The sequence below is a fragment of the Pseudomonas khorasanensis genome (assembly GCF_014268505.2).
GTDB lineage: Bacteria > Pseudomonadota > Gammaproteobacteria > Pseudomonadales > Pseudomonadaceae > Aquipseudomonas > Aquipseudomonas khorasanensis.
Window position 1 is genome coordinate 62,134 of sequence record NZ_JABWQP020000008.1, and the last position, 13,662, is coordinate 75,795.

A 13,662-nucleotide genomic window follows, 5' to 3' on the forward strand; every position below is an offset into this window, starting at 1 on the left:
TCGAGTAGAACACGAGAATCCCGGAGTTCGTCATGAGTGCTTTTCACGACCTTAAGTTGACAGCCCTGAATGGTCAGGAGCTACCGCTGGCGCCCTTCAAGGGGCAAGTCGTGCTGGTGGTCAATGTCGCCTCCAAATGTGGCTTGACCCCACAGTACGCGGCACTGGAAAACCTCTATCAACAATTCAAGGATAAAGGCTTCAGTGTGCTGGGCCTGCCGTGCAATCAGTTTGCCGGTCAGGAACCGGGTTCCGAACAGGAAATCCAGGACTTCTGCAGCCTGAACTATGGCGTGACGTTCCCGCTGTCGAGCAAGCTCGAGGTCAACGGTCACGACCGTCATCAGCTGTATAAATTACTGGCAGGCGAGGGCGCAGAATTTCCTGGTGACATTACCTGGAATTTCGAGAAGTTCCTGCTTGGCAAAGACGGCCGGGTGTTGGCGCGCTTCTCGCCGCGTACGGCGCCGGACGATCCCACGATCGTGCACGCGATTGAAAAAGCGCTGAGCTGAAGAGCAGAATCAAAAGATCGCAGCCTCCGGCAGCTCCACAGGGGATCCACAAACCCCATGTAGGAGCTGCCGGAGGCTGCGATCTTTTGCTTTTCAATCTTTTAATCCTTAATCACCAAAATCAATAATGCTGTTCATCAGGATCGGCGCTTCATATTATCGCCGTCATATCGATTAATGTCTGTCGCCAACATTTCGTGGAGCCTCTCGATGCCCGTGCAAGCCTTGTTCAAACCGTTCCACCTCGGCGCCCTCGAGCTACCGACTCGCGTCGTCATGGCGCCGATGACCCGCTCGTTCTCGCCGGGCGGCGTACCCAATTCCAAAGTCATCGAATACTACCGCCGTCGCGCGGCCGCTGGCGTCGGCTTGATCATCACCGAAGGCACCACGGTCGGCCATATCGCTTCCAACGGTTACCCGAACGTGCCGCAGTTTTTCGGTGACGCGCCGCTGGCCGGCTGGAAGAAAGTGGTCGATGCGGTGCACGCAGAGGGTGGCAAGATCGTTCCGCAACTGTGGCATGTCGGCAGCGTTCGCCGACTCGGCACTGAACCGGACGCCAGCGTGCCGGGTTACGGGCCGTCGGAAAAGCTCAAGGATGGTCAGGTCGTGGTGCACGGCATGAGCAAGCAGGACATCCAGGACGTGATCGCCGCGTTCGCTCAAGCGGCCAAAGATGCCCAGAGCATCGGCATGGACGGCGTGGAAATCCACGGTGCCCACGGTTATCTGGTCGACCAGTTTTTCTGGGAGGGCAGCAACCAGCGTACTGACGAATACGGTGGCAGCCTGGCCAACCGTTCGCGTTTTGCCATCGAACTGATTCAAGCCGTTCGCGCGGCGGTCGGCGAAGGCTTCCCGATCATTTTCCGCTTCTCGCAATGGAAACAGCAGGATTACACCGCACGTCTGGTGCAAACCCCTGAAGCGCTGGGCGAGTTCCTCAAGCCACTGTCTGACGCCGGCGTGGATATTTTCCACTGCTCGACGCGGCGTTTCTGGGAGCCGGAGTTCGACGGCTCGGATCTGAATCTGGCGGGCTGGACCCGCAAGCTGACCGGCAAACCGACCATTACCGTTGGTAGCGTGGGGCTGGACGGCGAGTTTCTGCAGTTCATGGTCAACACCGACAAGGTCGCGCAACCGGCCAGTCTGGAAAACCTGCTGGAGCGCCTGAACAAGGAGGAATTCGATTTGGTGGCGGTCGGGCGCGCGCTGCTGGTTGATCCGGACTGGGCGCAGAAAGTCCGCGAAGGCCGTGAGCAGGACATTCTGCCGTTCAGCCGTGAGGCGTTGATGACGCTGGTTTAAGCGGCGCTTTCACTGGCCCCTTCGCGAGCAGGCTCGCTCCCACAGGTTCTGATGTTCACAAGATTTGTGTTCACAGGAGATATTCTGTGGGAGCGAAGCCTGCTCGCGAAGGCAGTTCTGAGGCCAGCATAAAATCAAGGCAATGTCTGCGCGTTCGGCACCACTTGTTCCCCCAGACATGCCCCCCGCAAATACCCTTCGAACTGCTCGATAATCGCCCCCCAACCCTGGCGGCTGCCATGTTGTCGCGCATTCAGCCGCACACAACGCAAACGCTCATCCTCTTCCAGCAACCACACCGCCGCTTCGCAAAACGCCTGCTCATCGCCGGGCATCGCTGAAACGCCGTTATAGCCATGACGAATGTGCTGCGCCGCTGCAGCCTGGTCATAAGCCACCACACCTAGTCCCGAGGCCAGCGCTTCCAGCACCACGTTGCCGAAGGTTTCGGTCAGGCTGGGAAACACAAATACATCCCCGCAGGCGTAGTGCGCGGCCAAGGCTTCACCACGCTGTGCGCCGCAGAAAACGGCTTCGGGCAGATCCTTTTCCAGCGCAGTGCGCTGTGGCCCGTCACCGACCACGATGAGTTTCAGATTGCGTTGTGGATAAGTCTCACGCAGGTTTTCAAAGCAGCGCTTGAGCAAACCCAGGTTCTTCTCCGGGGCGAGCCGCCCTACGTGAATCACGGCGATGTCCTGTTCGCCCAGTCCCCATTGCTCACGCAACGCATTTTGACGTTTGCTCGGATGAAACAGCTGGCTGTCCACCCCCCGGGACAACAGCGCCAGACGCTCGAAATGGCGACGCTCCAGTTCCAGGCGCTGACTGACGCTAGGCACCAGGGTCATCGCCGAACGATTGTGAAACCAGCGCAGGTAATGGGTGAGCATCCGGGTCAGCAGGCCGAGGCCATACTGGCTGGTGTACTGCTGAAAGTTGGTGTGGAAACCGCTGACGACTGCAATCCCCAGACGCCGTGCCGCCCGTAGCGCTGACAAGCCGAGCGGGCCCTCGGTGGCGATGTAAAGCACATCCGGACGCTGGCGTTTCCAGCGGCGCAGCAGCTTGTGCATCGACGACTGGCCCCATTGCAGTCCCGCATATCCCGGCAGTGGCCATCCCCGACACAGCAACAAGGCATCGTCTTCGCTGCGCTGCGGGTCGCCGGCCTGGCGCGGGCGCACCAGCTCTACTTGATGGCCGCGCGCGCGCAAGCCCTCGCACAAGCGGCCAAGGGTATTGGCCACGCCGTTGATTTCCGGTGGGAAGGTTTCGCTGATCAGGGTGATGTGCAAAGTTGTCGTCATGACCTCAGTGTCGGCTGAGGCCATGTCGACTTTGTGGCATTCGGATGATGGATTTGTGACGAGGTCAGCGTTGCGTCACTAGATTCTCGGCACCACGCTCACGCACCCAGAACAGCGTCGCCCCGGCCACGGCGGCCGGCATCATCAGGATGTTGACCACAGGGATCAGCAACACCAGATACACGCTGCCGCCGAAGCTCATGCTCTGCCAGCGCTTCTGGCGCAACCAGGCGAGCATCTCGTTCCAGCCCAGTTTGTGGTTGTCCGCCGGGTAGTCGATGTACTGGATCGCCATCATCCATACGCCGAACAGCAGCCACAGCGGTGCGGCGACAATGTTCACCACGGGAATGAACGACAGGATGAACAGGCCGATCGCGCGCGGCAGGAAATAGCCGAGTTTGCGCATTTCCCGGGCGAAAGTACGCGGGATCATCGCAATCAGTTCGGCCCAACTGAATGCCGGGAAATCGTCGGTGCCACGTACCACCACTTCGACTTTTTCCGCGAGGAAGCCGTTGAACGGCGCGGCGATGATGTTCGCGAGCATCGTAAAGGTGAAGAAAATCATGAGTGCCACGAGTACTACAAACAGCGGCCACAGGATGTAGCTGAGAAAACTGAGCCATTCGGGCAGCGACGGCATCAGCGTATCGACCCACAGGCTGAACTGATGGCCGGCCAGATAGACCAGTCCGACGAACAGCACCAGATTGATGGCCAGCGGCAGCAAGACAAACAGGCGCAGGCCGGGGCTCAGGACGAGTTTGAGACCTTCGCGCAGGTATTGCGGGCCAGACAGAACGGGGGCGGGCATATGAAGCTCCGAGCAAAGGAAAACGCGCCGACCTTACCGGCTTTGCGCAACCTGCGAAAGCGCGGCAGAGTGATCGACATGCACTGTAACAAACAGGTCTATCTCATCGCGGTATGGGCATAGAGACCACCTATGAGCTGGATTGTTAAACCGTATTTCCTTAATCTTGCCCCCCTCGATACGCTGCACCCAACTTTTTACAGGACTGTCGAGTCCAGCCTTCCCCAAGGTTATCCACAGTCCTTTTTTATTCCCGCCGGCAGCCCGGCGTTCCGCGCCAGTTGTTCGGCCCGGTCAACAGGAGCACGTCATGTCTGAAGTCCGTCATTCGCGAGTGATTATTCTTGGTTCCGGCCCTGCCGGTTACAGCGCCGCGGTCTATGCCGCCCGCGCCAACCTCAAGCCACTGCTGATCACCGGCATGCAGGCTGGCGGTCAACTGACCACCACCACCGAAGTCGACAACTGGCCAGGCGACGTTCACGGGTTGACCGGCCCGGTGCTGATGGACCGTATGCGCGAGCACGCCGAGCGCTTTGAAACCGAGATCGTGTTCGATCACATCAACGCTGTGGACTTTGCTTCCAAGCCATACACCCTGACCGGTGACAGCGCCGTCTACACCTGTGATGCCTTGATCATCGCGACTGGCGCCAGCGCCCGTTATCTGGGCCTGCCTTCGGAAGAAGCGTTCATGGGCAAAGGCGTTTCCGCTTGCGCGACCTGCGACGGTTTCTTCTACCGCAACAAGCCGGTTGCAGTGGTGGGTGGCGGTAACACTGCTGTTGAAGAAGCGCTGTACCTGGCCAACATCGCCAGCACCGTGACCCTGATCCACCGTCGTGAAACCTTCCGCGCCGAGAAGATTCTGATCGACAAGCTCAACGCCCGAGTGGCCGAAGGCAAGATCATCCTCAAGTTGAACGCCAACCTCGATGAAGTGCTGGGCGACAACATGGGCGTGACCGGTGCGCGTCTGCGCAACAACGACGGCAGCTTCGACGAAATCAAAGTCGACGGCGTGTTTATCGCCATTGGCCACACGCCGAACACTTCGCTGTTCGAGGGCCAGCTGACTTTGAAAGATGGTTATCTGGTCGTCCACGGCGGTCGTGAAGGCAACGCTACCGCGACCAGCGTCGAAGGCATTTTCGCTGCCGGTGACGTGGCTGACCACGTTTACCGTCAGGCCATTACTTCGGCCGGCGCTGGCTGCATGGCGGCATTGGATACCGAGCGTTACCTGGACGGTCTGCAGAACGCTTCGTTCTAGGATTCCAGGCATAAAAAAACCGGCCAGAGATTGGCCGGTTTTTTTGTGCCCCTTGTAGGCGTGCAGTTGAGTCAGCGGCGGGACAGGGGCTGGACGTTGAATTTCACGCCGGCCAGACCGTGCTGGATCAATGCGCGAATGTTGCCGTGATCGCTGCCCTCGGGCGTGGCCGCCACCGAACGGTAGTGTTCGCCAAACGCCAGCAGCGCTTCCTCATCGCTTAGGCCTTCCAGCAATGCCAGGCCTAGCGTTTTGCACGAGCCTTCGTTCTGCCCGGCGGCGTTTTCCACGCCGCCGTTGTTGAAGGCCTGAGGCTGGTAGTCGTAGCCGGCGGCGATGAACGCCAGAGTATCGGCGAAAAGGTGTTCGCCGCTCTTGAGGCTGGCACGCAAGGTGTTGAGGTCACTCATTGGGTTTTCCTTGGGCAAACGCCGCTTGTTGGTCGGCGCTGGCTTCTTGCTGGTATTGGGCTTTCCACTCGGCGTACGGCATGCCGTAAACCACCTCGCGAGCGTCATCAAGGCTGACCTCGATCTGGCGTTCGTCAGCTTCGGCCTTGTACCACTTGGACAGGCAGTTGCGGCAGAACCCGGCGAGGTTCATCAAGTCGATGTTCTGCACGTCCTTGCGGCTGTCGAGGTGGGCAACCAGTCGGCGAAAGGCGGCGGCTTCGAGTTCGAGGCGTTGTTGCGCGGTCATAAAAGTCTCTTCCAGACAGCTTCAAGGGGCGAGCTTCAAGTTGCAAGATTGCGATGGTGGGCCTGTAGCTTAACGCTTGCGGCTTCAAGCTTGAAGCTTAGCGGCTTGCCGCGAGCGTAATTGAAACCGACTCGGCGAAGCGCAGCGCGTGCGGTTTGTCGACTTCGACTTCGGCGTACAGCACCGAAGCATTGGTCATCACCAGATCGAGCAGCTCTTGCGTCAAGCGTTCGAGCAGCGCGAAACGGTTGCCCTCGACGTGAGCGATGATCGCCTTGGTGATGGTCCGATAATTCAGCGCGTGGTCGATGTCGTTGTCGCGCACCGCCTCCTGAGCTGCGTACAGAATGGTCAGGTTGATCAGCACATCCTGTTTGTTGAGGATCTCGTCCTCGTTGATGCCGATAAAAGTGCGCAGGCGCAGATCCTTGACCCGGATGCGCGCCATTCCTGGTTGAAGTTGTGGCATTGAATTGCTCCGTCCAATCATTGCAGGCGTTCTGGTGAAATCTTACTCGACTCGCGGCAGGAGCGGGACGGCTTATTTGACGTGGCGTCCGCCGTTGACGGTCAGCGTCGTACCGGTGACATACGGATTGTCGAGCAGATAACGCAGGCTTTGGTAGATCACTTCGCTACCGGGTTCGAAGCCCAGTGCGGATTTGGCCAGTGCCTTGGCGCGGTACGTCGCGTCGTCTTCCGGATTGAACAACAACAGGGCCGGTGCAATGCCATTGACCTTGATGTCTGGCGCAAAGCGGGCTGCAAACGACAGGGTCAGGCTGTCGAGCCCGGCCTTGCTGGCGCAGTAACCGATATGTTTACTGCTGCCTTTGCGGGTGACATCGTCGCTGATGTGAATGATGTCGGCTGGTGCAGAGCGCTGCAAAAGTTCGGCGCAGTGCAGGTTGATCAGGTAAGGCGCAAGCATATGAATGTTGAACATTCGGTTGAAGGCTTCAGCTTCGTTTCCAGCGGTTTCGGTCAGCCATTCGGAGGCGTTGTGCACGATGGCGCGCAAGCTGTCGGTATGGGCTTTCAATTCGCTGATAAAGGCTAGAATCCCGGCCTCGCTGGAAAAGTCCGCGAACAGACCAATGGCGCCCAGATCGCGCAGTGCCTGGACACCAGGGCGCTCGGTCCGGTAAGTGAAGATGACTCGATGACCATCCTCAATCAAGCGCTGCGCGCAGTGCAGGCCGACACGCTGGCCGGCGCCGGTGATGAGGATCGGGGCTGCGGAATCTGGCATGAGCGGCTCGTCTCGCGGTTGAGGCGAAAACTATAACAGGCTCGCTCCCCCCTGAGAGATCATCGATTCTGCGCGGAGGGTGTGGCCGGTAACCGGCTTGTCGGCGTGCTGTTCAACCAGTTCGCCAGCAAGTGTGTCGACAGCGGAATAAACAGATACACCATCAACGGCGTCAGGCACGCTGTGCTGATCAATACTCGTGGCAGCAGACTCAGCTCCTCGAGCAACGGGCCGAGGACAAAGTTGAACAGCAGCGATACCGGAAAAAACGCCAGCCAGATTGCCACGGCCTGCTTCCACCGCGGTGGACGCTGCCCGACAGCGCCAAACCAGCCTTCTATGCCACTGACCCGATGTTCTTTGGGATGTTCGAATAAATCGCTGCCACGGTTCAGCCAGGCGGTGCGCGACGCAGAATATTCCCAGGCATGCAGAGTCTGCTCATCGACAAAGCGGAAGATGATCTGGAATTCGTTATCGCCGGGCGGTGGCGCAAGAACGCCGGAGCCGAGATAGCCGGGGAAATCGGTGGCCAATTGTTCGCCTTCGCGCAGCCAGGCGATCAGATCGTGATAACGGCCATCGGCGACGCGGCGCGCTACCATCAGCGTGACGGGGGAAGTAGACATTTTGTATCTCCATGTTTCGAGTGCGTCGCTCCGGGTAAGAGTTTCGCCAGACGCAGGCCGGGGTAGAGGCCTGCGTGTTGCAACAAGCAAGGATTATTCCTGATTTCGTCGATTAAACCAGACACTTTTGTCGTAGATCACCACTTGAACGTTTGCAGGTCATCATGTTTAAAATGGGATCCAAGAACCGACATGGAAGTTGATGCCAAATGCCTGTGATGACGGACATTCGCCCAGCTTCGGCGGCCTCCCTCGCGCTTGAACGCGAAGATCTCTTTCCGATTCGTGAAGTGGCGCGTGTCACCGGTGTCAATCCGGTAACCCTGCGCGCTTGGGAGCGCCGTTATGGTCTGATCCAGCCGACGCGCACCGAAAGCGGGCATCGCTTGTATTCAATGAGCGACATCGATCGTGTGCGCAGCATTGTGGACTGGATCGATCGCGGCGTTGCCGTCAGCAAGGTCGGCAAGATTCTCGCGAAGACTGAGCCGGGCAAGGTGCTGGCGGGCTTCATTCCCGATGATCATGTCCAGGCTGACTATCAACAATGGCGAGCGCAGATTCAGCAGGCGGTGAGTTCGTTTGATGATCAGCAACTGGACCGGGTCTACGGCCAGATTTTCTCGTCGTATGCACTGCCCGTCGTATTCGAAGACATCCTCATGCCGCTGTGGCTGCAATTGTTGCAGCGCCAGGACGCCTTCGGGCAAACCAGCGAATGGTTATTTCTCGACGGCTTCCTCAGAGCACGTGTGCTGCAGCGCATCGTCATGCTGCGTGGTACTCAACCGCGCCGTGTGATCGTCAGTGCGCTGGCCGGGCAGTGTCGGGAGCTGGAATTGCTGGTGGCCGCACTGTTTCTCAGTGGCAACGATTCCGGCGTGCGGGTGTTGACCACCGGCCAGCCTTTCGACGAGTTGACGCTGGTCTGCGAAAAAGTCAGGCCCGAAGCGCTTGTACTGTTTTCAAACCATGCGCCAAGTAGCGAATTGCCTCGGCGTCTGAAGCGACTGGCTTTAAGTCTGGATTGTCAGTTGATGCTGGCCGGCGATGCGTCTGATCTGGCGCAAGACAGCCTGGCAGGTACATCGGTGGCGTGCCTGGGTAACGAAGGCGCGACGATGCGCCAGCGCATGAAGCAGTTCATCGCGGGCAAACTGGATACCTGAGCTCAGGCGTGCAGGGCGGGGTGGGTCAGGCGATGTTGTTGCAGGATGAACTGACGCAGGCGTTCGGTTTCATCGGCATCGGACTGGCTCAGTTCGTAGGCATAAAAACCTTGCTCGGTTTCACGCTCGAAATGGCCGCGTAGTGGAATCCGCTCGTAACCGGAAGGGCTGAACCACAGGGCGAAATGTTTTGGTGGTTTGGTCTTGTTGCGCACTTCCAGCAGCACACCTTTGTGCGAGACCTCGTGGACCCACAGCGTGCCAGGTTGACCCTTGGCATTTTCCAGCGCCACCGGCTCTTCAAGCACCAGGCGCCATGGGCGCACCATCGGGCCGTCTTCGTAAATGCTCGGCACGCCAAGCCGCAGATGCAGCGCGTGAAACTCGTCCTCCACCAGGTGCAACGGGAAGGTCATCTGCTGATTTTCGAAGTTGGCCTGGATGGTCACTTGCTCGTGTGCGGCCAGGCGCGTCAGCAAATCACGAATCTGCGAACCGCCGTTAACCAACAGACTCGAGGTTGCATCCCGCACGTTCAGTTGCGGGTTGTGCTGCATGGTCTGGATGAAATCCAGCTCGTCCTGGGTCAGAAGGGCGTCGCGTTGCATGGCTAACTCGAAGTGAATAATTACAAATTCTTTGGTGATTGTAGTTAATGACCATCAGTTCGCGGTTTTGTTTACACCGTTCGTCGCTTTCAGTGCTGCCAGTTCGGTTTGCAGCGCGGCGACCTGCGCTTCCAGCTGAGCAACCCGTTGTTGTGCCTTCACCTGAAGCGTCACATCTTTTTGTACGCCAACAATGTAGGTCTGCCCGTCGTCGGCATTTCTCACTGTCGAAAGTGACAACTCGTTCCAGAACGGCGTGCCATCCTTGCGGTAGTTACGCAGGATTTCACGGCATGCCCCTCCATCTCTCAACGTGTCGCGAACACGTTGCAGGCTCGGTTGATCACGGTCCCCGGCCTGAAGGAAGCGGCAGTCCTGGTAAAGAATCTCTTCGCTCGTGTAGCCGGTCAATCGCTCGAAGGCAGGGTTGACGTAGATAAGGATGTTGTCCTGTTCACCCTCTTTTTCAGCGACCACGATCCCGTCGTTCGAGGCGTTGATCACCATTTGCAGCAGATTGGCATTGATCATCCGAGAATCCCTTCAGTGTTGTCAGTGGCAGGCATTCTAGAAGAAAGGCGTGGGCTGTCTATAGAACGTCAGCGCCCATTGAGAGCCAATCGCAACTTCCAGGCGCGGGCTGTTACTATCGCGGCTCTTTTTTATAGATTCAGGATCAGATTGATGAAAGTCGCCATCCTCTCCGGTTCGGTCTACGGCACCGCCGAAGAAGTCGCCCGCCACGCCCAGACTTTGTTGAAAGACGCTGGCTTTGAAACCTTCTACAACGCGCGCGCCACGCTGCCCGACATTCAAGCCTTCGGCCCTGAGGCCTTTCTTGCCGTGACTTCAACTACCGGCATGGGCGAACTGCCGGACAACCTGCAACCCTTGTATTCGGCCATTCGTGACCAGCTGCCAGCAGCCTGGCGCGGTCTGCCAGGCGCGGTAATTGCTCTCGGCGATGCCAGTTACGGCGATACCTTTTGCGGCGGCGGCGAGCAGATGCGTGAGTTGTTCGCCGAACTGGGCGTGAAAGAAGTGCAGGAGATGCTGCGCATCGACGCCAGCGAGAGCGTAACGCCGGAGACCGACGCGGAGCCTTGGCTAGCGAAATTGATCGACGTGTTCAAGGGCTGATTCGTCAGCCGTTGCACCTTGATCAACAGCGTTGTTGCATTGACCGGACCTGGGCTGTTTGCAGGCTGACTCGTTCAGTCATCAAGCTGGCTGCCAATGCAACTACGCGATGGCCTGCGCCTGACTAGACTGCTGACACGAGCAGAACAAGAAGAACGCAGAGGTGCACACAGTGAGCGTAGCCCCTATCCAATCCTCGCCGAATGTCAGAGACCTGGTCAGCGCCGCCGAGTGGCAGACCCGCGTCGATCTTGCCGCCTGTTATCGTCTGGTCGCACTGCATGGCTGGGACGATCTGATCTTCACGCACATTTCCGCCAAGGTGCCGGGCACCGAAGATTTTCTGATCAATCCGTTTGGCCTGATGTTCCATGAGATCACCGCCTCAAGCCTGGTGAAGGTCGATCAGGCCGGCAACAAACTCATGGACAGCCCCTACGAGATCAACCCCGCCGGCTACACCATCCACAGCGCCGTCCACGAAGTGCGGCACGATGTGGTTTGCGTGCTGCATACGCACACGGCCTCGGGTGTGGCAGTGTCGGCACAAAAGCAGGGAGTTTTGCCGATCAGTCAACAGTCGCTGTTCGTATTGTCGAGCCTGGCTTATCACGCTTACGAAGGCGTGGCGCTGAATCATGAAGAGAAAGCCCGGCTGCAGGCCGATCTGGGTGAGAACAATTTCCTCATGCTGCACAACCACGGTCTGCTGACCTGTGGCAGCACCATCGCCGATACCTTTCTGATGATGTTCACCTTCCAGCGTGCCTGTGACATCCAAGTCATGGCGCAGACCGGCGGTGCGCAACTGATTGCCATCGAACCGCAGATCCTCGCTGGCGCCAAAGCGATGATCGCCGGCGTCACCAAGAGCGCCCAGGGCATGGGTGGCGCGCTGGCCTGGCCGGCGCTGCTGCGCAAACTCGATCAACAAGACCCGGGGTATAAACTCTAATGCCGCTTGCCGAGATTCCTTTGTGTGTCTGGCGCAAACGCAGCCAGACCTTTGTTTTTCGTGGTCAGTCGATCCGTTACTGGGTCGTGGGGCAGGGGGAACCGATGCTGTTGATCCATGGTTTTCCGACCGCCAGCTGGGATTGGCATTACCTTTGGCAACCACTGGCCCAGCGTTATCGGGTGATCGCCTGCGACATGCTGGGTTTCGGCGATTCGGCGAAACCCCTCAACCACGAGTACAGCCTGCTGGAGCAGGCCGATCTGCAGCAGGCGCTGCTGGCCCACTTGCAGGTCGAACAACCGGTGCACATCCTCGCTCACGATTATGGCGACAGCGTCGCCCAGGAGCTGCTCGCCCGGCATTACGATAAGCAGATCGAGGTGGGCAGTTGTGTGTTCCTCAACGGCGGTCTGTTTCCGGAAACCCATCGTCCGTTGCTGATGCAGAAGTTGCTGCTCAGCCCGCTGGGCTGGCTGCTCGGTCGCGCATTCAGTCGTGAGGCGCTGGTCAAAGGTTTCCGGCAGATCTTTGGCCCGAACACCCAGCCGAGCGAAAGCGAACTGGACGATTTCTGGAGTCTGGTTGACAGCAATCGTGGCCCGCGGATCCTGCACAAACTGATCACCTATATCCCCGAACGCCGGGTACAACGTGATCGCTGGGTGACGGCCATGCAGCGTGGTGACATTCCGTTGCGGGTAATCGATGGCGCAGCCGATCCGATCTCCGGTGCGCACATGGTCGAACGCTATCGCGAACTGATCCCCGGCGCTGATACGGTACTGCTGCCGGGCATCGGCCATTATCCGCAGACCGAAGCGCCGGTGCAGGTGCTCAAACACTATCTGGCTTTCCGCGATCGGCTGGTATTGCCTCCGCGCAAAGTGGCGTATTCCTGACTTCACGGGAGCATTCGCTCCCCTTGACCGAAACACTCGATCATCCCCCCGCCTTATCGCGCACCATTCAGCCTCTGCCGTGTTCGTTGTGACCAAAAGCGCCGTGCCTGACACTCGGGACATATTCCCTTGGCCTGCTGGAGTTACCGCGATGAATGAGCCTGTGCGTTTCGAAGATAAAGTCGTGATCGTCACTGGAGCCGGTGGAGGCCTGGGACGCGCCCACGCGCTGCTTTTCGCAAAGCAGGGCGCCAAGGTGCTGGTCAACGACCTCGGCGGGTCGACTCAGGGCGAGGGCGCCAATGCTTCGGCCGCCGACCGCGTGGTGGCGGAAATTCGCGCAGCCGGTGGCATCGCGCAAGCCAACCATGACTCGGTCACCGACGGCGACAAACTCGTGCAGAACGCCCTTGATGCCTTCGGCCGCGTCGATGTGGTGGTCAACAACGCTGGCATCCTGCGCGACAAGACGTTCCACAAGATGGACGATGCTGACTGGGATCTGGTTTATCGCGTTCACGTCGAAGGCGCCTACAAAGTCACCCGCGCTGCCTGGCCGCATCTGCGTGAACAAAACTACGGACGGGTGATTTTCACCGCCTCGACCTCAGGCATTTACGGCAACTTCGGCCAGTCGAACTACGGCATGGCCAAACTTGGTCTCTACGGCTTGACCCGAACCCTGGCCATCGAAGGTCGCAAGCACAACATTCTGGTCAACGCCATCGCTCCCACCGGCGGTACACGCATGACCGAAGGCCTGATCCCGCCGCAGGTATTTGAGCAACTGAAGCCGGAACTGGTCAGCCCGTTGGTGGTGTACCTCGCCAGCGAACAATGCCAGGAAACGTCTGGTCTGTTCGAAGTCGGCGGCGGCTGGATGGGCAAGGTGCGCTGGGAACGCAGCCTCGGTGCCGGGTTTGATCCGCGTGAGGGGTTTTCACCGGAAGACGTGGCAGCGCACTGGCAGCAGATTTGCGACTTCGAGGGGGCGGCGCATCCGAAGGACAATATTGAAGCGCTGAAGGAAATGATGGCGAATTTGCAGAAGTATTCACTTTGAACGTGTGCGGAGCCAC

The 13,662-nt window shown here is 58.7% G+C and carries 17 protein-coding genes; 8 read left to right on the plus strand and 9 right to left on the minus strand.

Annotation, left to right across the window (positions count from 1 at the left end; translation table 11 throughout):
- Positions 1 to 17: 17 nt before the first annotated feature.
- The gene (locus tag HU727_RS17300; protein WP_367617016.1) at positions 18 to 515 is read left to right on the plus strand and encodes a glutathione peroxidase; all 498 of its coding nucleotides are present in this window, start codon (positions 18 to 20) and stop codon (positions 513 to 515) included.
- Positions 516 to 725: 210 nt separating this feature from the next.
- Positions 726 to 1,829 carry an NADH:flavin oxidoreductase gene (locus HU727_RS17305; RefSeq protein WP_186532740.1) on the plus strand — a complete coding sequence of 368 codons (1,104 nt, stop codon included), beginning with the start codon at positions 726 to 728 and terminating at the stop codon, positions 1,827 to 1,829.
- A gap of 134 nt (positions 1,830 to 1,963) precedes the next feature.
- Here the strand turns inward: HU727_RS17305 and HU727_RS17310 are convergent, their stop codons facing one another.
- Entirely contained in the window at positions 1,964 to 3,163 is a 1,200-nt protein-coding gene (locus tag HU727_RS17310; protein ID WP_186532741.1) for a glycosyltransferase family 4 protein, read from the minus strand.
- 40 nt (positions 3,164 to 3,203) lie between these two features.
- On the minus strand, positions 3,204 to 3,956 hold the full coding sequence (cysZ, locus tag HU727_RS17315; RefSeq protein WP_186532742.1) for a sulfate transporter CysZ: 753 nt from the start codon (positions 3,954 to 3,956) through the stop codon (positions 3,204 to 3,206).
- A gap of 310 nt (positions 3,957 to 4,266) precedes the next feature.
- On the opposite strand from cysZ, the gene trxB reads away from it, so the two are divergent.
- Entirely contained in the window at positions 4,267 to 5,229 is a 963-nt protein-coding gene (gene trxB / locus HU727_RS17320; protein ID WP_186532743.1) for a thioredoxin-disulfide reductase, read from the plus strand.
- Between the two features lie 71 nt (positions 5,230 to 5,300).
- On the opposite strand, the gene HU727_RS17325 is transcribed toward trxB, so the two are convergent.
- The 5 genes from HU727_RS17325 to HU727_RS17345 all read right to left on the minus strand — a co-directional run bounded on the left by HU727_RS17325 (position 5,301) and on the right by HU727_RS17345 (position 7,809).
- Positions 5,301 to 5,639 carry a HopJ type III effector protein gene (locus HU727_RS17325; RefSeq protein ID WP_186532744.1) on the minus strand — a complete coding sequence of 113 codons (339 nt, stop codon included), beginning with the start codon at positions 5,637 to 5,639 and terminating at the stop codon, positions 5,301 to 5,303.
- Positions 5,632 to 5,928 carry a DUF1244 domain-containing protein gene (locus HU727_RS17330; protein WP_186532745.1) on the minus strand — a complete coding sequence of 99 codons (297 nt, stop codon included), beginning with the start codon at positions 5,926 to 5,928 and terminating at the stop codon, positions 5,632 to 5,634. The genes HU727_RS17325 and HU727_RS17330 overlap by 8 nt, the downstream gene beginning before the upstream one ends.
- A 97-nt stretch (positions 5,929 to 6,025) precedes the next feature.
- On the minus strand, positions 6,026 to 6,397 hold the full coding sequence (gene folX, locus HU727_RS17335) for a dihydroneopterin triphosphate 2'-epimerase (protein ID WP_016771653.1): 372 nt from the start codon (positions 6,395 to 6,397) through the stop codon (positions 6,026 to 6,028).
- A 72-nt stretch (positions 6,398 to 6,469) separates the two neighbouring features.
- Positions 6,470 to 7,180, minus strand: coding sequence for a dihydromonapterin reductase (gene folM, locus HU727_RS17340; RefSeq protein WP_186532746.1), 711 nt, complete (start codon positions 7,178 to 7,180; stop codon positions 6,470 to 6,472).
- A gap of 59 nt (positions 7,181 to 7,239) precedes the next feature.
- Positions 7,240 to 7,809, minus strand: coding sequence for a putative antibiotic biosynthesis monooxygenase (locus HU727_RS17345; protein ID WP_186532747.1), 570 nt, complete (start codon positions 7,807 to 7,809; stop codon positions 7,240 to 7,242).
- Positions 7,810 to 8,018: 209 nt separating this feature from the next.
- Here HU727_RS17345 and HU727_RS17350 point away from each other — a divergent pair, with 209 nt between their 5' ends.
- Complete coding sequence (locus HU727_RS17350; protein WP_186532748.1) at positions 8,019 to 8,978, plus strand: MerR family transcriptional regulator; 960 nt, start codon at positions 8,019 to 8,021, stop codon at positions 8,976 to 8,978.
- A 2-nt stretch (positions 8,979 to 8,980) separates the two neighbouring features.
- On the opposite strand, the gene HU727_RS17355 is transcribed toward HU727_RS17350, so the two are convergent.
- Positions 8,981 to 9,586, minus strand: a complete 606-nt coding sequence (locus tag HU727_RS17355; RefSeq protein ID WP_186532749.1) for a hypothetical protein — start codon at positions 9,584 to 9,586, stop codon at positions 8,981 to 8,983.
- 54 nt (positions 9,587 to 9,640) lie between these two features.
- Entirely contained in the window at positions 9,641 to 10,117 is a 477-nt protein-coding gene (locus HU727_RS17360) for a PAS domain-containing protein (RefSeq protein WP_186532750.1), read from the minus strand.
- A gap of 153 nt (positions 10,118 to 10,270) precedes the next feature.
- Here HU727_RS17360 and HU727_RS17365 point away from each other — a divergent pair, with 153 nt between their 5' ends.
- From HU727_RS17365 to HU727_RS17380, 4 genes are all read left to right on the plus strand, one after another.
- Positions 10,271 to 10,726, plus strand: coding sequence for a flavodoxin (locus tag HU727_RS17365; RefSeq protein WP_186532751.1), 456 nt, complete (start codon positions 10,271 to 10,273; stop codon positions 10,724 to 10,726).
- Positions 10,727 to 10,898: 172 nt separating this feature from the next.
- Positions 10,899 to 11,681, plus strand: a complete 783-nt coding sequence (locus HU727_RS17370; protein ID WP_186532752.1) for a class II aldolase/adducin family protein — start codon at positions 10,899 to 10,901, stop codon at positions 11,679 to 11,681.
- Entirely contained in the window at positions 11,681 to 12,583 is a 903-nt protein-coding gene (locus HU727_RS17375; protein ID WP_186532753.1) for an alpha/beta fold hydrolase, read from the plus strand. The genes HU727_RS17370 and HU727_RS17375 overlap by 1 nt, the downstream gene beginning before the upstream one ends.
- A gap of 151 nt (positions 12,584 to 12,734) precedes the next feature.
- Positions 12,735 to 13,646 (plus strand): SDR family oxidoreductase, encoded by a 912-nt coding sequence (locus HU727_RS17380; protein WP_186532754.1) that lies wholly within the window; start codon positions 12,735 to 12,737, stop codon positions 13,644 to 13,646.
- Positions 13,647 to 13,662: the final 16 nt, after the last annotated feature.